The sequence below is a fragment of the Fructilactobacillus myrtifloralis genome, assembly GCF_024029335.1.
Classification (GTDB): Bacteria; Bacillota; Bacilli; order Lactobacillales; family Lactobacillaceae; genus Fructilactobacillus; species Fructilactobacillus myrtifloralis.
In genome coordinates this window covers 585,726-606,063 of record NZ_CP097116.1, presented here as the reverse complement: position 1 = coordinate 606,063, position 20,338 = coordinate 585,726, and the positions used below count along the sequence as shown (strand labels likewise).

Annotated in this window: 13 protein-coding genes, 8 tRNA genes and 1 riboswitch; of the genes, 18 read left to right on the top strand and 3 right to left on the bottom strand. The window is 47.9% G+C overall.

Annotated elements, in window-relative coordinates; all coding sequences use genetic code 11:
• Window positions 1–87: 87 nt before the first annotated feature.
• The 3 genes from M3M35_RS03225 to M3M35_RS03215 are packed head-to-tail and all read left to right on the top strand — an operon-like array spanning window position 88 to window position 2,887.
• The gene (locus M3M35_RS03225; RefSeq protein ID WP_252750553.1) at window positions 88–1,254 is read left to right on the top strand and encodes an aminotransferase class I/II-fold pyridoxal phosphate-dependent enzyme; all 1,167 of its coding nucleotides are present in this window, start codon (window positions 88–90) and stop codon (window positions 1,252–1,254) included.
• 59 nt (window positions 1,255–1,313) lie between these two features.
• Window positions 1,314–1,985, top strand: coding sequence for a hypothetical protein (locus tag M3M35_RS03220; RefSeq protein ID WP_252750552.1), 672 nt, complete (start codon window positions 1,314–1,316; stop codon window positions 1,983–1,985).
• Window positions 1,982–2,887, top strand: coding sequence for a ComEC/Rec2 family competence protein (locus tag M3M35_RS03215; protein ID WP_252750551.1), 906 nt, complete (start codon window positions 1,982–1,984; stop codon window positions 2,885–2,887). The genes M3M35_RS03220 and M3M35_RS03215 overlap by 4 nt, the downstream gene beginning before the upstream one ends.
• A gap of 58 nt (window positions 2,888–2,945) precedes the next feature.
• Here the strand turns inward: M3M35_RS03215 and M3M35_RS03210 are convergent, their stop codons facing one another.
• A complete protein-coding gene (locus M3M35_RS03210; RefSeq protein WP_252750550.1) occupies window positions 2,946–3,902 on the bottom strand; it encodes an L-lactate dehydrogenase in 957 nt (318 codons plus the stop codon).
• A 252-nt stretch (window positions 3,903–4,154) separates the two neighbouring features.
• Here M3M35_RS03210 and M3M35_RS03205 point away from each other — a divergent pair.
• The 12 genes from M3M35_RS03205 to rpoC all read left to right on the top strand — a co-directional run bounded on the left by M3M35_RS03205 (window position 4,155) and on the right by rpoC (window position 15,520).
• Window positions 4,155–4,227: transfer RNA gene (locus M3M35_RS03205), tRNA-Val, on the top strand.
• A gap of 6 nt (window positions 4,228–4,233) precedes the next feature.
• Window positions 4,234–4,306: transfer RNA gene (locus M3M35_RS03200), tRNA-Lys, on the top strand.
• A 19-nt stretch (window positions 4,307–4,325) separates the two neighbouring features.
• Window positions 4,326–4,408: transfer RNA gene (locus M3M35_RS03195), tRNA-Leu, on the top strand.
• A 12-nt stretch (window positions 4,409–4,420) separates the two neighbouring features.
• Window positions 4,421–4,494, top strand: a tRNA-Thr gene (locus tag M3M35_RS03190).
• 4 nt (window positions 4,495–4,498) lie between these two features.
• A tRNA-Gly gene (locus M3M35_RS03185) sits at window positions 4,499–4,570 on the top strand.
• A 21-nt stretch (window positions 4,571–4,591) separates the two neighbouring features.
• A tRNA-Leu gene (locus M3M35_RS03180) sits at window positions 4,592–4,677 on the top strand.
• Window positions 4,678–4,693: 16 nt separating this feature from the next.
• Window positions 4,694–4,767 (top strand) — tRNA-Arg (locus M3M35_RS03175).
• Between the two features lie 5 nt (window positions 4,768–4,772).
• Window positions 4,773–4,846 (top strand) — tRNA-Pro (locus M3M35_RS03170).
• A gap of 154 nt (window positions 4,847–5,000) precedes the next feature.
• Complete coding sequence (locus M3M35_RS03165; protein ID WP_252750549.1) at window positions 5,001–5,474, top strand: CtsR family transcriptional regulator; 474 nt, start codon at window positions 5,001–5,003, stop codon at window positions 5,472–5,474.
• Between the two features lie 19 nt (window positions 5,475–5,493).
• On the top strand, window positions 5,494–7,959 hold the full coding sequence (locus tag M3M35_RS03160) for an ATP-dependent Clp protease ATP-binding subunit (protein ID WP_252750548.1): 2,466 nt from the start codon (window positions 5,494–5,496) through the stop codon (window positions 7,957–7,959).
• Window positions 7,960–8,249: 290 nt separating this feature from the next.
• The gene (gene rpoB, locus M3M35_RS03155) at window positions 8,250–11,849 is read left to right on the top strand and encodes a DNA-directed RNA polymerase subunit beta (RefSeq protein WP_252750684.1); all 3,600 of its coding nucleotides are present in this window, start codon (window positions 8,250–8,252) and stop codon (window positions 11,847–11,849) included.
• Window positions 11,850–11,872: 23 nt separating this feature from the next.
• Window positions 11,873–15,520, top strand: a complete 3,648-nt coding sequence (gene rpoC, locus M3M35_RS03150; RefSeq protein WP_252750683.1) for a DNA-directed RNA polymerase subunit beta' — start codon at window positions 11,873–11,875, stop codon at window positions 15,518–15,520.
• Window positions 15,521–15,589: 69 nt separating this feature from the next.
• On the opposite strand, the gene M3M35_RS03145 is transcribed toward rpoC, so the two are convergent.
• Window positions 15,590–16,162 carry a xanthine phosphoribosyltransferase gene (locus M3M35_RS03145; RefSeq protein ID WP_252750547.1) on the bottom strand — a complete coding sequence of 191 codons (573 nt, stop codon included), beginning with the start codon at window positions 16,160–16,162 and terminating at the stop codon, window positions 15,590–15,592.
• Window positions 16,163–16,194: 32 nt separating this feature from the next.
• A riboswitch (purine riboswitch) is annotated at window positions 16,195–16,290 on the bottom strand.
• A gap of 12 nt (window positions 16,291–16,302) precedes the next feature.
• Complete coding sequence (locus M3M35_RS03140) at window positions 16,303–16,977, bottom strand: prepilin peptidase (RefSeq protein WP_252750546.1); 675 nt, start codon at window positions 16,975–16,977, stop codon at window positions 16,303–16,305.
• 171 nt (window positions 16,978–17,148) lie between these two features.
• Between M3M35_RS03140 and rpsL the strand changes: the two genes are divergently transcribed.
• The 3 genes from rpsL (at window position 17,149) to fusA (ending at window position 20,245) form a co-directional block, all read left to right on the top strand.
• Window positions 17,149–17,568, top strand: coding sequence for a 30S ribosomal protein S12 (rpsL, locus tag M3M35_RS03135; RefSeq protein ID WP_252750545.1), 420 nt, complete (start codon window positions 17,149–17,151; stop codon window positions 17,566–17,568).
• Between the two features lie 26 nt (window positions 17,569–17,594).
• Window positions 17,595–18,065 (top strand): 30S ribosomal protein S7, encoded by a 471-nt coding sequence (gene rpsG / locus M3M35_RS03130; protein ID WP_252750544.1) that lies wholly within the window; start codon window positions 17,595–17,597, stop codon window positions 18,063–18,065.
• A gap of 86 nt (window positions 18,066–18,151) precedes the next feature.
• Window positions 18,152–20,245, top strand: a complete 2,094-nt coding sequence (gene fusA, locus M3M35_RS03125) for an elongation factor G (RefSeq protein WP_252750543.1) — start codon at window positions 18,152–18,154, stop codon at window positions 20,243–20,245.
• Window positions 20,246–20,338 lie beyond the last annotated feature (93 nt).

Here is a 20,338-nt window from a genome sequence, read left to right as displayed (position 1 = left end):
AAATTCAGTTCAGCGCTTTAGGAATAGTGTAAAATAATTAATAACTAGATGAAAGCTGAAAATAAATGCAGTGGGAGTAAGTTTAAGATGGTAAATTTAGCACAAGCAGTTCAACCCAACGTTCGTAACACCCGGTTATCAGATATCTACGGCTTTAGCGAACAGCTGGCGCAGATTCCGGATTTGGTTTCCTTAACCCTCGGAGAACCGGATTTTCCGACTCCAGAGCACGTTAAACAGGCTGGAATCGCAGCGATTATGGCGGATCAGAGTCACTATACCGAAACGTGGGGCCGCCTAGCCACTCGCACCGCGGCCGCAGCTTTTCTACACGAGCGGTACGGGCTTGATTACGATCCGGCCACCCAGGTGGTGATTACGAATGGGGTAACCGAAGCGATGTACGCTACGTTGGCAACGCTCGTTGGTCCTGGCGACGAGGTGTTACTCCCGACCCCGGCCTTTCCGGTTTACGACTCCTTGGTGGAATTGAATGAGGGCCACTTAGTGGAAATTAATACCGAACCAGACGGATTTCTCTTAACGCCTGCTCGCTTGCAAGCGACGTTAGCGGCGCATCCCCGCGCAAAGGTCTTACTGTTGAATTTTCCGTCCAATCCGACCGGTCGCAGTTACTCGGCTAGCCAAATCGACGCTCTAGCGCAGGTTGTGGCGCAAACCGACCTCGTGGTGGTGAGTGATGAGATTTATAGTGAGTTAACCTACACGGGCCGGCACGTTTCGTTTGCCAAGTACCTCCCCGAGCAGACGATCCTGTTTAACGGACTTTCAAAGTCCCATGCGATGACCGGGTGGCGAATTGGGGTCATCGCGGGCCCTGCCGCCCTCGTCACTGAGATTGCTAAGGTCCGGGAACTGATGTCGACCTCCGTGATGACTGCGGCGCAAGTAGCGGCCGCGGAGGCGTTTGGTAATGGGATGAACGATGCTGCGCCGATGCGGGCGGAGTACGAACGGCGACGGGACTATCTGTACACGGCCTTTCAAGCCCTCGGCTTTCAGTGTGAAAAACCCCAGGGAGCGTTCTACCTCTTTGCTAAGATTCCGGACCGGTTTGACCTCGATAGCGCGGCCTTTTGTCAGGACGTGGCGGAGACGGCTAAGGTTGGTCTGATTCCCGGTTCCAGCTTTGGGGCCGGTGGGGAAGGCTACGTGCGGGCGAGCTATGCCACCAGTATGGCTAACCTGCACGAAGCGGTGCGGCGCTTACAAACCTACTGTGCTAATCATTAAATAATAAGTTGTTGTATGGTATTAATAATTAAAATATCGATGGTGGTGCTAATATATAAATGAATAATTTGAAGGATTATAAGCACAAGGACGTTCAATATTTTATATTTGCTAATGCAATTATCATAATTTTATTTTCCACCAAATTTTCTAGTAATTCATTATCTAAAAATTATCAACTCTATAAAATTATTGTTGGATTGTTTTCTACATTTGGTAATTTAGGAATCATATATATTTATTCAATTATTTTAGATGATATGATACCAACTAAATTTAAAAATTTATTAGTTTTTGGTAAAGAAACCAAACTTCCTGGAAATAATATTTTCACAAAGTTATTTTCTGGTAATTATAAAGATTACAGAGTTTCTAGTAAGAACATGCAAAATTTTTATAAAAAAATTGGTAAAAAAATAAATAACAGAAGTGACCCTATGATTGAGAATCACGAATGGTATAAAATATATAGTAAAGTGAAAAATGAAGACATTGTTTTCTTTTCTAATTCTGATTATTTGTTAGCAAGAGATTTGACGGTTGTTTCTATTATTTTTTGTATATTGTACTGTTTATTTCCATTGTTACCCTTTGTTTTTTATAACTATAAAGTTCATATATTTTTATTCTGTATGTTTATTTTAACTAGGTGTATTACATTGATATTAGGTTATAAATTCACTAACAATGTTTTGGTTGAAAATTATATAAGAAAGAGGAATGATAAATGAGTATAGTTAAATTTTATAATGTTGATAAGGGCGATATGGCCTATATAAATCATAATTCTGATAATTTTTCAATTATTGATTGTAATCTTAACGAAGATGAAAAAAAACCTAGAATATTGGATGAGATTAAAAGTATTAAAAATAAAAAAGGAATATTGAATTTTATTTCTACTCATCCTGATGAGGATCATTTTCACGGTATAGAATTGATAGATGAAAAAATTGGCATTGATAAATTTTATTGTGTTAAAAATAAGGTTAAAAAAAACGAAATCACTACTTCATTTAAAAAATATAGTGAATTAAGAGATGGTAATAGAGCTAAGTTTATTGATAAAGGTCTTGAAGGATATTTAGGCTTAAATTGTGCTGAACCTAGAGGTTATTCCGGATTAAAAATATTATGGCCAGACACAAAAAATGAGATCTTTAAAGAAGAACTTAAAAATGTAAATAATAGTAGTATTAGCCCTAATAATATTTCACCAATTATAAAATATTCTGTTAAAAATAGCGCTAGGTTTATGTGGATGGGTGATTTAGAGACCGATTACATTAAAAAAATAGAAGAGTTTGTGGATTGGCCTCAAATTGATATTTTATTAGCTCCGCATCATGGTCGTAAAAGTGGTCATATTCCGAATTCAATTTTAAGAAAGCTTAATCCTAAGTTGATAATTCTCGGACACGCTGAATCTAAAGATATGGATTATTATAGCGGTTGGAATACTATATTAAAAAATAAAAGTGGTGATATAGTATTTAGCTGCACTGGCGATTATGTTGCTGTATATGTAGAGAAAAAGAGTTATGTTACAAAAAATCCAAATCTTTTAAAAAAAATATTGAATCGTTCTATAAATAATTATAATTATATTGGTAGTATCAATGTTAAACGTTAAATGTATTAAAAAGAACCGTCTCGGACGTGCGAGACGGTTCTTTTTTTGAACGGGAAGCTTAGGCTAAGCCAGTTTCTTCCATTCCTTTTTGGGTAATTTCCTTTAAGGTTTGGGCAGATGCACTCATCTTAGCTTGTTCTTCGTCACTCAGTTGAATTTCTAAGACATCGGCAATTCCGTTCGCATTTACCACGGCTGGAGTTCCAATGTAGGTATCAGTGAGGCCGTATTGACCATCGACAGGAGCACCCACGGGAAGAACGGCGTTTTCGTTCCGCAAAATAGCGCGCGAAATCCGCATCAAAGCAGTTCCTACTCCGTAGAACGTAGCGCCCTTTTTGTTGATGATTTGGTAAGCCTTGTTCCGGGTGTCATCCTCTAATTCTAAGAGGGTATCCTTCGAAACGCCACGGTCATCAGCATATTTCAACAGCGGTACGTTTCCGATGGAAGCTTCGTCAAGGTCAGCGAATTCGGAATCACCGTGTTCACCGAGAATGTAAGCATCCACGCTGGCAGGATCAATGTCAAACTTCTTAGCAACTGCCACCCGGAACCGGCTGGTATCGAGGGAAGTTCCTGATCCAACGACCTTTTCCTTCGGGAACCCAGAGATCTTTTGGGTAGCGTAAGTTAAGATGTCCACGGGGTTGGCAGCTACCAAGAAGATGCCGTCAAAGCCGGAGTCAACAACGGGCGTAACGATCGATTTTAAGATGTTAAGGTTCTTGTTAACTAAGTCTAACCGTGTTTCACCAGGTTTTTGTGGGGCACCGGCCGTGATTACGACCAGGTCAGCATCCTTACAGTCTGGGTAGTCGCCAGAGTAGATGTTTTTAGCGGCAGTAAACGGAATGGCATCTTCTAAATCCATTGCGTCTCCTTCAGTCCGATCCTTGTTAACATCAATGATCACAAACTCTTCGGCAATTGCTTGTTGCACCATGGCAAAGGCGTATGAGGAACCAACCGCCCCGTCACCAATTAAAACTACCTTTTGGTGTTTCTTCGTCATAATTGTCATCCTTTCGAAATTAAAGATAATTGTGTACCCAAGTATTATAACATTGAAAGTGTGACTTTTCACATACCAATGTCAGTGGCTGGAAGATGAAGGACCGCGATTTTGACATGAATATAAGGAAAAGAGTTCTCCTTTGGGAGTGCTAAGCGAAAAAAAGCGAAAAAAGATGTTGACGGTTTTTCCAACTGATGCTATGATTTAATAGTTGTCAAAACGATGTAATTGTTTTGCTTCTCATCCCATGGAAGATTAGCTCAGCTGGGAGAGCATCTGCCTTACAAGCAGGAGGTCACAGGTTCGATCCCTGTATCTTCCATTATATGAGCCGTTAGCTCAGCCGGTAGAGCATCTGACTTTTAATCAGAGGGTCGGCAGTTCGAACCTGCCACGGCTCATTTGTAAAAATAATAACATGCGGACGTGGCGGAATTGGCAGACGCGCTAGATTTAGGTTCTAGTGTCTTTGAGACGTGGGGGTTCGAGTCCCTTCGTCCGCATCCATTATTTTTGCCGACTTAGCTCAGTTGGCTAGAGCGCGTCACTAGTAATGATGAGGTCGGAGGTTCGAGTCCTCTAGTCGGCATTATGCGGAAGTAGTTCAGTGGTAGAACGCCACCTTGCCATGGTGGAGGTCGCGGGTTCGAACCCCGTCTTCCGCTTTTTTATATGCTTTTTCTTTTGCCGCGGTGGCGGAATTGGCAGACGCACAGGACTTAAAATCCTGCGGTCAGTAATGACCATACCGGTTCGATCCCGGTCCGCGGCATTTGCATTCATATTTTGCACCTATAGCGCAATTGGATAGAGTGTCTGACTACGAATCAGAAGGTTGCAGGTTCGACTCCTGCTAGGTGCATTGCTCGGGAAGTAGCTCAGCTTGGTAGAGCACCTGGTTTGGGACCAGGGGGTCGCAGGTTCGAATCCTGTCTTCCCGATTTAATTTAATCGTAACCAACAACTAGGTATTCGCTCATTTGGAGCGGTACCTTTTTTGTATCGGCACGGTCACGAAGTCCCTTTGCTTGTTATTTGCTGTGGATATTATATAATTAATGTCAAGATTAGTCAGAGATGAGATGGGATGAGGTTATGACACATCGAAGTATGTCAGATACAATCGAAGCATATTTAAAGCAAATGTTACTTAGTGCGGATACTGCTGAAGTGGAAATTCGCCGTTCCGACATTGCGGATCATTTTGACGTGGTGCCTTCTCAGATTAATTATGTCATCAAGACCCGTTTTACCCTGCGCGACGGTTACGTGGTGCAGAGCAAGCGAGGTGGAGGTGGCTACATTCGGATTGAACAAATTGACCTTGCCAGCGATGCCGATGTCTTCGAGCAACTGGTGGCGTCCATTGGCAACCGAATTACCCAAAAGGATGAAGAAGAGATCCTCACTACCTTGTATAACAACGGGATGTTGTCGGCCCGTGAGGTGAATATGATTTCTTCCATCTTATCTCAAGAGGCAATTGCAGTTGCCGATGCTGAAACCGAAGAAAAAGTTAGAGCAAACGTCCTAAAAGCCCTCCTGGGGCGGTTACGGTACGAATGCTAGACGAAGGGAGAACTTATTTATGGCAGATTCATTAACTCCCAGTGCTAAACGAGTACTGGGCATTGCTCAGGACCAAGCCCGCAGCTTTAAACACCAAGCAGTGGGAACCGAACACCTCCTGTTAGCGTTAACCCTCGAAAAAAACGGGATTGCCTACGAAACCTTAACGCAACTCTCGATTACCGATCAGGATGTTTTAGAAGAAATTGAACAACGGGTGGGGTATGGCAACCTAACCGTTGAACCAGCTACGTACTTGAATTATTCCCCTAAACTGCGGGAATTAATTGCCCTTGCTGGCCGAATTGCCCAACAGTACGGGAGCTTAAAGATTGGACCAGAACACCTGTTGTTAGCACTGACAACCGATGAAAAGGGCGTTGCAGCCCGGATCATGGTTGGACTGGGCACGACTCCAGAAGAAGTCCGCAAGATTACCATTCGGAAGATGGGCGTTCCGGACCAGGGCGTGGGTAGCGCGCAGGAAAAACGGAACGCGGAAAGCCAAACCCCGACCCTTGATTCGCTCGCCAAGGACCTGACTAAGGTTGCGCGGGATGGGCAACTTGATCCAATCGTAGGTCGGGATGCGGAAATCAAACGAGCCATCCAGGTCTTGAGCCGGCGGACGAAGAATAATCCAGTGTTAATCGGGGAACCCGGAGTTGGGAAAACCGCGATTGCCGAAGGCTTAGCCCAAAAAATTGTGCAAAAGTCCGTTCCCGAGGACATGTTGAACAAGCGAATTATGATGTTAGACATGGGTTCGCTAGTTGCGGGTACCAAGTACCGGGGTGAATTTGAAAATCGCTTGAAGAAAGTGATTAACGAAATTCAAAGCAGTGGCAACGTGATCCTGTTTGTTGATGAACTCCACACCTTGATTGGAGCCGGGGGCGCAGAGGGTGCCATTGATGCTTCTAACATTTTGAAGCCCGCCCTGGCCCGTGGGGAACTGCAAATGATTGGAGCAACCACCCTCGACGAATACCAAAAACACATTGAATCAGATGCTGCGTTAGAACGCCGGTTTGCGACGATTCAAGTCAACGAACCCACTCCAGCCGAAGCTAAGGAAATCCTCCGGGGCTTGCGGCCACGGTATGAGGAACATCACCACGTGCAAATTACGGACGCGGCGATTGACGCAGCGGTTGATTTATCGCAGCGCTACATTAGCGACCGGTTCCTGCCGGATAAGGCCATCGACTTGATGGATGAAGCTGCTGCTAAGGTTCGAATTGACGAACTGCAAGGGACCAGTCCGGTCCTGAAAAAGCAACAGGAACTGGAAACCGCGCGGCGGGAAAAGGATCAAGCAATCGAAGACCAACGCTTTGACGATGCCGTTACGATTCGCACGCACGAACAGGAGCTTGAACAAGAATTAGAACGGTTGCAGGCGGAAAGTGCTAAGCAACGCAAACAAGAAAACACCAACCATCAGTATGAGTTACAAGAAGATGCAGAAGACGTAGCGCGGATTGTGGCTGAGTGGACTGGAATTCCGGTGACGAAGTTGCAACGAGAGGATTCCGAACAGTTAATTAATTTGGAAGCCAACTTGCACAAGCACGTGATTGGTCAGGACGAAGCCGTGTCCGCCGTGGCACGGGCCGTGCGCCGGGCGCGCAGTGGTTTGAAGGATCCAAACCGGCCGATTGGTTCGTTCCTCTTCCTTGGTCCCACGGGGGTCGGAAAGACGGAGCTCGCTAAGGAGTTGGCAGCCACGATGTTTGGATCTGAATCGGATATGATTCGGGTTGACATGAGTGAGTTCATGGAGAAATACTCTACCAGTCGATTAGTGGGATCCGCCCCTGGTTACGTGGGCTATGACGAAGGGGGGCAACTGACCGAAAAGGTTCGGAACCACCCGTACTCCGTCGTCCTTCTTGATGAGGTGGAAAAGGCGCACCCGGATGTCTTTAACATGCTATTGCAGGTTCTTGATGACGGTTACTTGACTGATTCCAAGGGTCGGAAGGTTGACTTTCGCAATACGATTATCATCATGACCTCGAACCTGGGAGCAACCGCCTTGCAACAACAAAAGACGGTTGGTTTTGAAACGGCCCAAACGAAGGACCGGGATCGGGAAATGAAGCAGGTAATTGACGAACAGGTTAAGCAGTTCTTCCGTCCTGAATTCTTGAACCGGATTGATGAGACCGTATACTTCCACTCTCTCACCAAACCAGAGTTACACCAAATTGTGAAGTTACTGACGAAGCAGTTGGTTAACCGGGTGGAAGCCCAGGGTTATGAAATTCGCATCACGCCGGCCGCCATCGACGCGGTGGTTGCCAAGGGTTACCAACCAGAGTACGGAGCACGACCACTGCGGCGGGCCATTCAAACGCTGATTGAAGACCCGTTGAGTGAAGCACTCCTTGCCGGGAAGTTTAAACCGGGCGACCGGATTACGGTGGGCGCCCGTAAAAATGAAATTACGTTAACGAGCAAGACGCCCAAATTAGTTTAAAAAAAGAGCTAGGGACGGTTAGTCACCTGGCTTTTTCGTTGACGGTTGCTGATTAATATTGTATACTACAGTAGTATTGACTATGAATTGAAATGTGCTATTGCGATCTATTGTCCGGAATAGCGTTTATAAGAAGCCAAAAATAAGTTTTCGACTTATTTTTGGATTTTTTTTGCTTAAAATTGGGGTTTTACCCCAATTGTAATCAAATTGTAACATTTCAGTTCGCGAGATTTATAAGGAGGGTGAACAACTTGGCAGAAGACTTGAAGGTAAACACACCGCAAGCAATGGCCGGTAACGTTGTTAAGTACGGGAAACATAGAACCCGGCGGAGTTACGCCAGAATCAAGAAGGTCTTAGACCTCCCAAACTTGATTGAGGTGCAAACCGATTCTTACAACTGGTTCTTAGACGAAGGGCTCCGTGAGATGTTTAAAGACATCATGCCGATTGACGACTTCCAAGGGAAGTTATCGTTAGACTTCGTTGATTACCAACTATTGGAACCAAAGTACACGGTTGCGGAAGCACGGGCTCACGAAGTTAACTACTCCGCTCCCCTGCACGTGACCCTCAAATTAACTAATCATGAAACTGGAGAAATCAAGACCCAAGACGTTTTCTTTGGGGACTTGCCTCTGATGACTGACCAAGGAACCTTCATTATTAATGGAGCAGAACGGGTAATTGTTTCGCAATTAGTTCGTTCTCCTGGTGCTTACTACCACAAGGAACTTGATAAAAACGGTCGTGAAATTTACAGTGCCACGGTGATTCCTAACCGGGGGGCTTGGATGGAATTTGCGACGGATGCCAAAAACATTTCGTACATCCGGATTGACCGGACGCGGAAGCTGCCGATCACTGAATTAGTCCGGGCGCTCGGGTTTGGGTCTGATGACGAAATTACTGAAATCTTTGGCTCCACGAGTGATACTTTGAACCTGACCTTGGAAAAGGACGTTCACAAAGATGCCAGCGATTCCCGGGTTGAAGAAGCCCTGAAGGATATCTACGAACGGTTGCGTCCTGGGGAACCGAAGACGGCGGAATCCTCGCGGAACCTGTTAACGACTCGGTTCTTTGATCCCAAGCGGTATGACATGGCGCCCGTTGGTCGGTACAAGACCAACGAAAAGTTAAGCCTAAAGAACCGCTTGATGGGAGCTGCGTTAGCAGAAACCTTAGCGGATCCAGATACGGGTGAAATCATCGCCAACAAGGGTGACATCGTGGAAAAGGAACTCATGAAGAAACTGGCTCCCTACTTGGATCGTCCAGACTTCAAGGCCTACACGTTTACCCCGTCTGCAGAAGCAGTTGTAACGGATCCCGTAACGGTCCAAATCATTAAGGTTTATTCCAATGCGGATCCTGAAAAAGTGGTTCCCGTTGTTGGGAACGACAACATTAGCTTGGATTACAAGCACATTACCCCAGCCGACATGTTAGCCCAGGTTAACTACTTCTTTAACCTGCAAGAAGGGCTTGGCTCAGTTGATGACATAGACCACTTGAGTAACCGGCGGGTTCGTTCGGTTGGTGAATTGTTGCAAAACCAATTCCGGATCGGATTATCCCGGATGGAACGGGTGGTTCGGGAACGGATGTCAATTCAAGATACGGCCACGGTTACGCCCCAACAACTGATTAACATTCGACCGGTAGTGGCCTCTGTAAAGGAATTCTTTGGATCCTCGCAACTATCTCAGTTCATGGACCAAACGAACCCGTTAGGGGAATTAACCCACAAACGGCGGCTGTCTGCCTTAGGACCAGGGGGAATTACTCGGGACCGGGCTGGATACGAAGTTCGAGACGTTAACTATACCCACTACGGCCGGATTTGTCCGATTGAAACGCCCGAAGGTCCAAACATTGGGTTGATTAACTCCTTCTCTGGATACGCACGGGTTAACAAGTACGGCTTTATTGAATCCCCATACCGGCGGGTGGATTGGAATACCCACAAGGTAACCGACAAGATTGATTACCTCACGGCCGGCGACGAAGATAAATACGTGATTGCCCAGGCCAACTCCCCGTTGAATCCGGACGGTTCCTTCCGCGATCACGAGGTCATGGCGCGGGATAAGTCCGAATACGTGGAAGCCAACACCGATGACGTTGATTACATGGACGTTTCGCCTAAGCAAGTGGTTTCAGTCGCCACGGCATGTATTCCGTTCTTGGAAAACGATGACTCCAACCGGGCCCTGATGGGTTCTAACATGCAACGGCAAGCGGTGCCATTGTTAAATCCGCACGCTCCTCTAGTGGGAACGGGAATGGAATACAAGACGGCCCATGACTCGGGAGTTGCTAAGATTGTGAAGTACCCCGGAACGGTGGAATACGTTGATGCGCGTGAAATTAAGATTCGCCGCGACAACGGCACGTTAGATACCTATGAACTCACGAAGTTCATGCGGTCTAACAACGGAATGAACTATAACCAAACGCCAATCGTAAAAACTGGTGATCACGTTGATGCCGACGAAATCATCGCCGACGGACCAGCCATGGAAAGTGGAGAACTGGCCTTGGGACAAAACCCAACGGTGGCCTTCATGACCTGGCAGGGTTACAACTTCGAAGATGCCATCGCGATTAGCGAAAAACTCGTTAAAGAAGATTCCTACACTTCGATTCACATTGAAGAATACGAATCAGAAACGCGGGACACCAAGTTAGGACCTGAGGAAATGACCCGCGAAATTCCAAACGTGGGCGAGGATGCCTTAAAGGACCTCGACGAAAATGGGATTGTCCGGATCGGGGCAGAAGTCCACGACGGTGACATCTTGGTTGGTAAGGTAACTCCAAAGGGAATGACAGAGTTGTCTTCTGAAGAACGGCTCCTACATGCCATCTTCGGAGAAAAATCACGGGAAGTTCGTGATACTTCCTTGCGGGTGCCGCACGGTGCCGACGGGGTGGTTCAAGACGTAAAGGTCTTCTCACGTGAAAATGGGGACGAACTCCAACCGGGCGTTAACAAGATGGTCCGGGTTTACATTGCCCAAAAACGGAAGTTGCAAGTCGGAGACAAGATGGCCGGTAAGCACGGAAACAAAGGGACGGTGTCCATCGTGGTTCCAGAAGAAGACATGCCATACATGCCAGACGGAACCCCAGTTGACATTCTACTGAGTCCCATGGGAGTTCCATCGCGGATGAACATTGGTCAGGTGCTGGAAATGCACCTCGGAATGGCAGCAAAGAAACTGGGAATTCACGTTTCCTCACCAGTCTTTGATGGAGCAACCAGTGCTGACGTTTGGGATGCGGTTCGCGAAGCCGGGATGTCCCACGACGGGAAGACGATCCTGTACGACGGTCGGACGGGAGAACCATTTGATAAACCAGTCGCCGTGGGTGTCATGGGGTACCTGAAGCTGAACCATATGTCAGAAGACAAGATTCACGCTCGTTCCATTGGACCTTACTCCTTGGTTACGCAACAACCACTGGGTGGAAAAGCTCAGTTTGGGGGTCAGCGGTTCGGTGAAATGGAAGTTTGGGCCCTGGAAGCCTACGGGGCTGCACACACCCTCCAAGAAATTCTGACTTACAAGTCCGATGACGTGGTGGGCCGGGTTAAAACCTACGAAGCCATCGTCAAGGGTGATCCAATTCCAAAACCAGGGGTTCCAGAATCCTTCCGGGTCCTGGTTAAAGAATTGCAAGCCCTCGGACTAGACATGAAAGTGTTAGGAGCTAACCACCAACCAATCGATCTCCGGGATATGGATGAAGACGATGAAGTTGTCAATGTGAACGCTTTAAACAAGGTGGCGCACGAACAAGCTGCCAAACAAACCGAAGCCGAACCAGAAGCTAGTCACGCAGCTAGCCCTGATGACGCTGAGCAACAAGATCAGTAAAACTGAGTAAGGAGGGAATGCCAATGGTTGATGTCAACAAATTTAAGAGCATGCAAGTTGGTTTAGCCGCTCCAGAGACCATTCGTAGTTGGTCCTTTGGAGAAGTCAAAAAACCAGAAACCATTAACTACCGGACGTTGAAACCCGAAAAAGACGGATTATTCGACGAACGGATCTTTGGACCAACCAAGGACTGGAAATGTGCCTGTGGAAAGTACAAAGGGATCCGGTACAAGGGAATTGTCTGTGATCGGTGTGGAGTAGAAGTGACGCGGGCTAAGGTTCGACGTGAACGCATGGGTCACATCGAATTAGCCGCTCCGGTAACCCACATTTGGTACTACAAGGGAATCCCTAGTCGGATGGGGCTAGTGTTGGACATGAGTCCCCGGTCACTGGAAGAAGTTATTTACTTCGCAGCCTACGTAGTGACCGATCCTGGGAACACCCCGATGGAAAAGAAACAACTCCTGACGGAACAAGAATACCGGGACAAAAAGCGCGAATACGGGAACCGGTTCCACGCTGAAATCGGGGCCGAAGCCATTCGGACGTTGCTCGATGACGTGGACCTGGAAAAAGAAGTAACCGAGTTAAAGGCGGAATTGAAGTCCGCAACCGGGCAAAAACGGACCCGGGCCATTCGCCGCTTAGACATTCTGGAAGCCTTCTTAACCTCTGGGAACCAACTGGCATGGATGGTCATGGATGCCATTCCCGTTATGCCACCTGACTTACGGCCGATGGTACAACTTGAAGGGGGTCGGTTTGCGACCTCTGATCTAAACGACTTGTACCGGCGGGTGATTAACCGGAACAACCGGTTGAAACGCCTGCTCGATTTACACGCCCCTGGCATTATCGTTCAAAACGAAAAGCGGATGCTCCAAGAAGCCGTGGATGCGTTGATCGATAACGGGCGGCGTGGTCGGCCGGTCGCTGGTCCAGGAAACCGGCCACTGAAGTCCTTGTCCCACCTCTTGAAGGGGAAGCAAGGACGGTTCCGGCAAAACCTACTGGGAAAACGGGTCGACTACTCTGGTCGTTCCGTTATCGACGTGGGTCCGTGGTTGAAGTTAAGTCAAATGGGACTGCCAGTTTCCATGGCACTCGAACTGTTCAAACCATTCATCATGCATGAACTGGTGGAACGGGGTTTAGCTTCGAACGTTAAGAACGCGAAACGCGAAATCGAACGTAAGGATGACGTTGTCTTTGACGTGCTGCCTGACGTAATTAAAGAACACCCCGTTCTCTTGAACCGGGCCCCAACGCTGCACCGGTTGGGAATTCAAGCCTTCGAACCTGTACTGGTGAGTGGGAAGTCAATGCGGTTGCATCCCCTAGTTTGTGCCGCTTATAACGCCGACTTTGATGGAGACCAGATGGCCATTCACGTGCCGTTATCTGACGAAGCCCAAGCAGAATCACGGCTCTTGATGGCCGCTGCCGGTCACATTTTGGCACCCAAGGACGGAAAACCAGTTGTGGCACCATCGCAAGATATGGTAATTGGGAACTATTACCTCACGATGGAAGAAGCCGGTCGGGAAGGTGAAGGCATGATCTTCAACGACCCAGACGAAGTGGACCTGGCTTACCGTGATGGTTTGGTTCACTGGCACAGTCGGATCGGGATTCCGGCCGCTGCTTATCCAGATAAGCCCTTTACGGATGACCAACAGGATAAGATCATGGTGACGTCCGTTGGAAAGGTGATCTTCAACAAGATTTTACCGAAGGCCTTTACCTACCTGAACGAACCAACGGAAACGAACCTACATGGGTACGTTCCAGATAACTACTTCTTGGAACCCGGCGAAGACATTCACGAACACATTGACAATGCTGAACTGGTAAAACCATTCAAGAAGGGCTTTTTATCAGACATCATTGCCGAAGTTTACAACCAGTACAAGGTGACAGAAACCTCTGAACTGCTGGACCGGATCAAGGATCTCGGAAACGATGAATCCACGAAGTCCGGGTTGACGGTCGGAATGGCCGACATCATGAACCTGCGCGAAAAGCCTGAAGTTGTGGCAGCTGCGCACAAAAAGGTGGACACGATTACCAAGCAATTCCGGCGGGGACTGATTACCGATCAAGAACGGTACGAACGGGTTGTGAACGTCTGGAACGATGCACGGGATGAAATCCAAGATCAACTGATGAAGAACTTCGATCCAGAAAACCCAATCTTTATGATGAGTGATTCCGGAGCCCGGGGAAACATCTCTAACTTTACGCAGTTAGCCGGAATGCGGGGCTTGATGGCTTCTCCTGATGGAAAGATCATGGAGTTGCCGATTACCTCGAACTTCCGGGAAGGAATGTCCGTGTTGGAAATGTTCATTTCAACCCACGGTGCCCGGAAAGGGATGACCGATACGGCCTTGAAGACGGCCAACTCAGGGTACTTAACCCGGCGGTTGGTTGACGTGGCTCAAGACGTCATCATCCGGGAAAAAGATTGTGGAACCGACCGTGGTTTGACCGTAACGGCCATTAAAGAGGGGAACGAAATGATCGAACCACTCTATGACCGGATTCTCGGTCGGAATGCCATGAAGACGGTCAAGAACCCGCAAACGGGAGCAGTAATTGTTCGTCCGAACGACATGATTGACGACAAGAAGGCGCAAGAAATTGTTGATGCCGGAATTGAAGCCGTTGAAATTCGGTCGGCCTTCACTTGTAACACTGCCCACGGGGTTTGTGAACGTTGTTACGGGCAAAACCTCGCCACTGGTGATGAGGTTGAAGTTGGAGAAGCAGTTGGAACGGTGGCTGCTCAATCAATCGGGGAACCTGGAACGCAGTTAACCTTGCGGACTTTCCATACTGGAGGGGTTGCAAGTAACACTGATATTACCCAGGGGCTTCCCCGGGTTCAAGAAATCTTTGAAGCACGGAATCCAAAGGGTAAGTCAACCATCAGTGAAGTAACTGGAGTGGTTGAATTAATCGAAGAGGATCCGGCTGAAGGGGTTAAGGAAATCACGATCCAAGGAAAAGCCGATACCAGAAAGTACAAGGTTCCATTGACAGCGCGGATGCGCGTTGCTGAAGGGGACACGGTTCGCCGTGGAGAAGCCTTGAACGAAGGTTCGATTGATCCAAAGGAACTCTTGAAGATTCGGGATACCCTGTCAACGGAAACCTACCTCCTGACGGCTGTGCAAGAAGTGTACCGGCGCCAAGGGGTGGAAGTGAACGATAAGCATGCCGAAATCATGGTACGGCAGATGTTACGAAAGGTGCGGGTCATGGATCCGGGCGACACTGACATTCTGCCAGGAACTTTGATTGACATTGATGATTTCAAGGAACAAAACCGGGATGCCGTGATGACTGGAAAAGTGCCAGCCACGGCCCGCCCAGTTCTACTGGGAATCACTAAGGCAGCGCTCGAAACGAACAGTTTCCTATCCGCCGCTTCCTTCCAAGAAACCACTCGGGTCTTGACCGATGCTGCCATTCGGGGCAAGGTCGATCCGTTGATTGGACTGAAAGAGAACGTAATTATCGGGAAGTTGTTACCAGCCGGAACGGGTGTTCATGAATATGAAGACATCGAACCAGAAGAACTGGGACAAGCAACTGACCAAGAGGTACCCGCCGCTTCTGATCCAACGGCTAGCGTGGATCACGACGACGCACCTGAATAAAACGGGAACTGAAAAAGGACGATTACAACATGTAATCGTCCTTTTTTCTGTGGAATTTTGTAATCGGAATTAGTCGGCAAACGTTACCGTTTGATTGGCTAACGAGGCAATTCGGGCCAGGGAAACGACCGGGTATCCATGTTCTCGCAGGTAGGCCCCGCCCGGTTGAAAGGTCTTTTCAATCACGATTCCGATCCCACCCACGTGGGCCCCAGCGGCCTCCGTAATCTTGATCAACCCCTTTGTGGCTTCACCATTGGCTAAAAAGTCGTCAATGATTAACACCCGGTCGGACTGCTGCAAAAAGGGTTTTTCAATGTAGATGTGGTTCGTCGTGTGCTTCGTGTAGGAATACACTTCCGCACTGTAGACGTCGTCTTTTACCACTAACGACTTACTCTTTCGGGCGAACACGACCGGAAGGTGCATGGCCAGCCCGGTCATGACCGCGGGCGCAATTCCTGATGCTTCTACGGTTAGCACCTTCGTGATTCCGGCGCTTTTAAACGCGTCGGCAAAGGTGGTGCCGATTTGTTGCATCAGCTGGGGATCGATTTGGTGGTTTAAAAATGAGTTGACCTTCAAGATGTTGCCTGGTAAAACGGTTCCCTGTGTTTCAATGGCGTGTTTAAGTGCTTCCATAGTATCCCCCTAAATAAAAAGCCCACGGTGAGCGTGGGCAGATTCCCACTTATAGTTCAGAATTGCGGTTCTGAGTAGAAACGGTCAGCCGATTCTGACCATATATAAGTAGTTGGCTTTGTTGTTTATCTTACGCTGAATTACGGGGGGAAGCAACTAGCCCTAGCTAACACCAGCAGGGTACTAACAAATAAGGGCGGTAAGAACGGCAGGGTCCGTTGCCGCCGCCACGCGAGTAATCCCAGGCCACCAAGGGCCGCGCCCAACACGATCAGGCACCAGGTTGCGAGCGGAAAGACGAGTAGCAATAACCACAACACGTCGAGATCGCCGTTGCCTAACCAGTGTTCGTGCCGGTTCAGGCTTAACGAGCAGAGGTACCCGCCACTGAGAAGCAAGCAGACTAGTTGTGAGTGGACGGTAACGAGCAGCCCCAGACTAACCAGGGGAATCATGGTCCAACCCGGAAAGCACCGGCAGGTGGCGTCACAGGTACTTAAAAGTTGCAAGCCCAGTAAGAAGGCTAACCAACTGACGTTTGCCCAACTAATTGGCGGGCTGAGCAACACGCAACTGCCGGCGGTTAGTTCCCAACCGAGCAGGTGAACCGGGAGCCGCACGTGACAGGCGCGACAGCGACCCCGTTGCCAAATGAAACTCACCAGGGGAAGGAGTTCCCACCAGTGTAGTTGCTGTCCGCAGGTCTGACAGTAAGAGCGCCCCCGCCAAAACGGTTCTCCCGCGCACGTCCTCGTTGCCACCACGGTTAAAAATGAGCCCCAACAGCAGCCCCAATAAAACCAAAGTAATCCCATCCAACTCCTCCTTTTTACTAAGGAGAAATACGTAAGCGCGGTTGACAGGGAGAGGGGAGCGTGGTAAGCTACTCATTGTGCTTATCTTAAGTTAAGTGGTTTTACCCAAAAAATGGTCCGCCTGGATGTGTGGACTTACAACTCAAATTTTACGAAAGGAGGACTTTTTAGATGCCTACCATTAACCAATTAGTTAGAAAAGGTCGTAAATCTAGAAGTTCTAAATCAAAGTCGCCAGCCCTTGGCTTTGGCTACAACAGTTACAAGAAGAAACCAACACGGAATGCCTCACCACAAAAACGGGGAGTTGCTACTCGTGTGGGAACGATGACACCAAAGAAGCCTAACTCGGCCTTGCGGAAGTACGCTCGTGTGCGGCTTTCAAACTTGTACGAAGTAACGGCTTACATTCCTGGAATTGGTCACAACTTACAAGAACACAGTGTGGTCTTAATCCGTGGTGGTCGTGTAAAGGATTTACCTGGGGTTCGTTACCACGTTATCCGTGGTGCGCTTGATACTGCCGGAGTTCAAGATCGTCGTCAAGGACGTTCGAAGTACGGTACGAAGCGGCCGAAGGACAAGAAATAAATCGACTAATTGAGGAGGACCTTTAGATGCCTAGAAAAGGAAAAGTTCAACAACGCGAAATCCTTCCTGATCCAATCTATAACTCAAAGTTGGTTTCGAAGTTAATCAACCACTTGATGTTAGATGGTAAGCGAGGAACTGCATCAGAAATTTTATACGGTGCATTTGAAGAAATCAAAGACCAAACTGGTAACGATCCAGTTGAAGTTTTTGAAGAAGCAATGAAAAACGTAATGCCAGTGCTGGAAGTTAAGGCCCGGCGGGTTGGTGGATCAAACTACCAAGTTCCGATCGAAGTTCGTCCTAACCGGAGAACTACTTTAGGGTTACGTTGGATTGTTAGCTACGCCCGGCTACGTGGGGAACACACCATGACGGACCGGCTTGCAAAAGAAATTATCGATGCTTCAAACAACACTGGAGCAGCAGTGAAGAAACGGGAAGATACTCACAAAATGGCCGAAGCCAACCGGGCTTTCGCTCATTACCGTTGGTAAGCAGCTGCTGATTACAGATTGGCAAGGTGAGGTGGCTAATTATTTAGCCACTTTTTTCGAATGATTAGAAAATAAAGGAGTTTAACATGGCTAACAAACGTGCATTTCCGTTAGACAAAACCCGAAACATCGGGATCGTGGCCCACATCGATGCTGGGAAAACCACGACGACTGAACGGGTACTTTACTACACGGGTCGGATCCACAAAATTGGTGAAACTCATGATGGAGCTTCCCAAATGGATTTCATGGAAGAAGAAAAAGAACGGGGAATCACCATCCAGTCAGCCGCTACGACGGCCGAATGGAAGGGTTACCGGGTTAACATCATCGATACTCCAGGACACGTGGACTTCACGGCCGAAGTGGAACGTTCCCTCCGGGTGCTTGATGGTGGAATCGTGGTAATGGATGGTGAAGCCGGAGTAGAACCCCAAACTGAAACGGTTTGGCGACAATGTTCTGACTTTAGTGTTCCCCGGATTGTGTTCATCAACAAGATGGATAAAATGGGGGCCGACTTTGACTGGTCCGTGCAAACCATTAAAGACCGGTTACACGCTAACGCCGTTCCGGTGCAAGTTCCGATTGGGGCTGAATCCGACTTTGCTGGGGTTATTGACCTGGTGAAGATGAAGGCGTACGTCTACGACGAAGATAAAGAAGGGGAAAACTGGGATACGGTTGATATTCCAGCTGACTACCAAGAAAAGGCTCAAGCTGCGCGCGAAAGCATGATTGAAGCCGTTGCCGACGTTGACGACGACGTGATGGGTAAATTCTTGGAAGGTGAAGAACTAACCGAAGAAGACATCAAAGGTGGAATTCGGCGGGCAACTTTGAACTTGGAACTGTACCCAGTTTACGCTGGATCAGCTTACAAGAACAAAGGGGTTCAAATGATGATGGACGGTGTGATTGACTACCTGCCATCTCCACTGGAAGTTCGTCCTTACATGGCTACTGATCCAGAAAATGACGATGCGCAAGTAGAAGTTCGCGCTGATGATAACGGTGACTTCGCTGCCTTGGCCTTCAAGATCATGACGGACCCATACGTTGGTCGGTTGACCTTTATCCGGGTTTACCGGGGAACGTTGGAATCCGGTTCGTACATCTTGAACGCTACCAAGGGCAAACGGGAACGGGCCGGTCGGCTAGTGCAAATGCACTCTGACCAACGGCAAGAAATCCCCGAAGTTTTCTCTGGTGATATCGCCGCTACGATTGGTTTGAAGAACACGACGACTGGAGACTCCTTGACGGACCAAGATCACCCGTTGATTCTGGAATCAATGGAATTCCCAGAACCAGTGATCCAAGTTTCCATCGAACCAAAGACCAAGGCCGACCAAAACAAGATGAACACGGCCTTACAAAAACTGTCTGAAGAAGACCCAACCTTCCAAGCAAATACTGACCAAGAAACTGGTCAAACGATCATTGCTGGAATGGGTGAGTTGCAGTTGAACATCATTATCGAACGGATGCGTCGTGAGTTTGGTGTGGATGCTTCCATTGGTGCTCCTCAAGTTGCGTACCGGGAAGCCTTCAGTAAGCAAGTTAGCGCCGAAGGTAAGTTCGTGCGGCAATCTGGTGGTAAAGGTCAATATGGTGATGTTTACATCGAATTCACGCCCAGTGCTGAAGGGGAAGGATTCTCCTTTGAAGACGCCATCGTTGGTGGGGTTGTGCCTCGTGAATACATTCCATCTGTTGAACAAGGTTTGAAAGAAGCTATGGAAAACGGTGTTCTAGCCGGATACCCATTGATTGACTTGAAAGCCAAGTTATACGATGGTAGTTACCATGATGTCGATTCTAGTGAAGCAGCCTTCAAGATTGCCGCTTCATTAGCCCTCAGAGAAGCAGCTAAGAAAGCTGATCCTAAGATTTTGGAACCAATCATGAAGGTTGATATCCGGGTTCCAGAAGAATACATGGGTGACGTAATGGGTCAAGTTACCGCTCGACGGGGAAACATCGAAGGAATGGAAGCTCGTGATGGGGCCGAAGACATTCACGCCATGGTGCCATTGGCAGAAATGTTTGGATACGTAACGGACCTGCGTTCAGCTACTCAAGGTCGGGGAACGTTTACGATGTCATTTGACCACTACACGGCCGTTCCAAAGAACATTCAAGAAGATATTATTAAACAAAACGGTGGCGAAGCCTAAGCGCGATTCGTCTCCAACTAAAAAAGTTTTGCTGGCAGTTAGCTGGCAAAACTTTTTTGCTTTCTTCGGCGAAAACCCTTGAAAGATCAGCGT

Excerpts from the sequence above, each read along its gene's own strand:
- M3M35_RS03225 (WP_252750553.1), top strand. The coding sequence starts at position 88 with ATGGTAAATTTAGCACAAGCAGTTCAACCCAACGTTCGTAACACCCGG.
- M3M35_RS03220 (WP_252750552.1), top strand. The coding sequence starts at position 1,314 with ATGAATAATTTGAAGGATTATAAGCACAAGGACGTTCAATATTTTATA.
- M3M35_RS03215 (WP_252750551.1), top strand. The coding sequence starts at position 1,982 with ATGAGTATAGTTAAATTTTATAATGTTGATAAGGGCGATATGGCCTAT.
- M3M35_RS03210 (WP_252750550.1), bottom strand. The coding sequence starts at position 3,902 with ATGACGAAGAAACACCAAAAGGTAGTTTTAATTGGTGACGGGGCGGTT.
- M3M35_RS03165 (WP_252750549.1), top strand. The coding sequence starts at position 5,001 with ATGACACATCGAAGTATGTCAGATACAATCGAAGCATATTTAAAGCAA.
- M3M35_RS03160 (WP_252750548.1), top strand. The coding sequence starts at position 5,494 with ATGGCAGATTCATTAACTCCCAGTGCTAAACGAGTACTGGGCATTGCT.
- rpoB (WP_252750684.1), top strand. The coding sequence starts at position 8,250 with ATGGCCGGTAACGTTGTTAAGTACGGGAAACATAGAACCCGGCGGAGT.
- rpoC (WP_252750683.1), top strand. The coding sequence starts at position 11,873 with ATGGTTGATGTCAACAAATTTAAGAGCATGCAAGTTGGTTTAGCCGCT.
- M3M35_RS03145 (WP_252750547.1), bottom strand. The coding sequence starts at position 16,162 with ATGGAAGCACTTAAACACGCCATTGAAACACAGGGAACCGTTTTACCA.
- M3M35_RS03140 (WP_252750546.1), bottom strand. The coding sequence starts at position 16,977 with ATGGGATTACTTTGGTTTTATTGGGGCTGCTGTTGGGGCTCATTTTTA.
- rpsL (WP_252750545.1), top strand. The coding sequence starts at position 17,149 with ATGCCTACCATTAACCAATTAGTTAGAAAAGGTCGTAAATCTAGAAGT.
- rpsG (WP_252750544.1), top strand. The coding sequence starts at position 17,595 with ATGCCTAGAAAAGGAAAAGTTCAACAACGCGAAATCCTTCCTGATCCA.
- fusA (WP_252750543.1), top strand. The coding sequence starts at position 18,152 with ATGGCTAACAAACGTGCATTTCCGTTAGACAAAACCCGAAACATCGGG.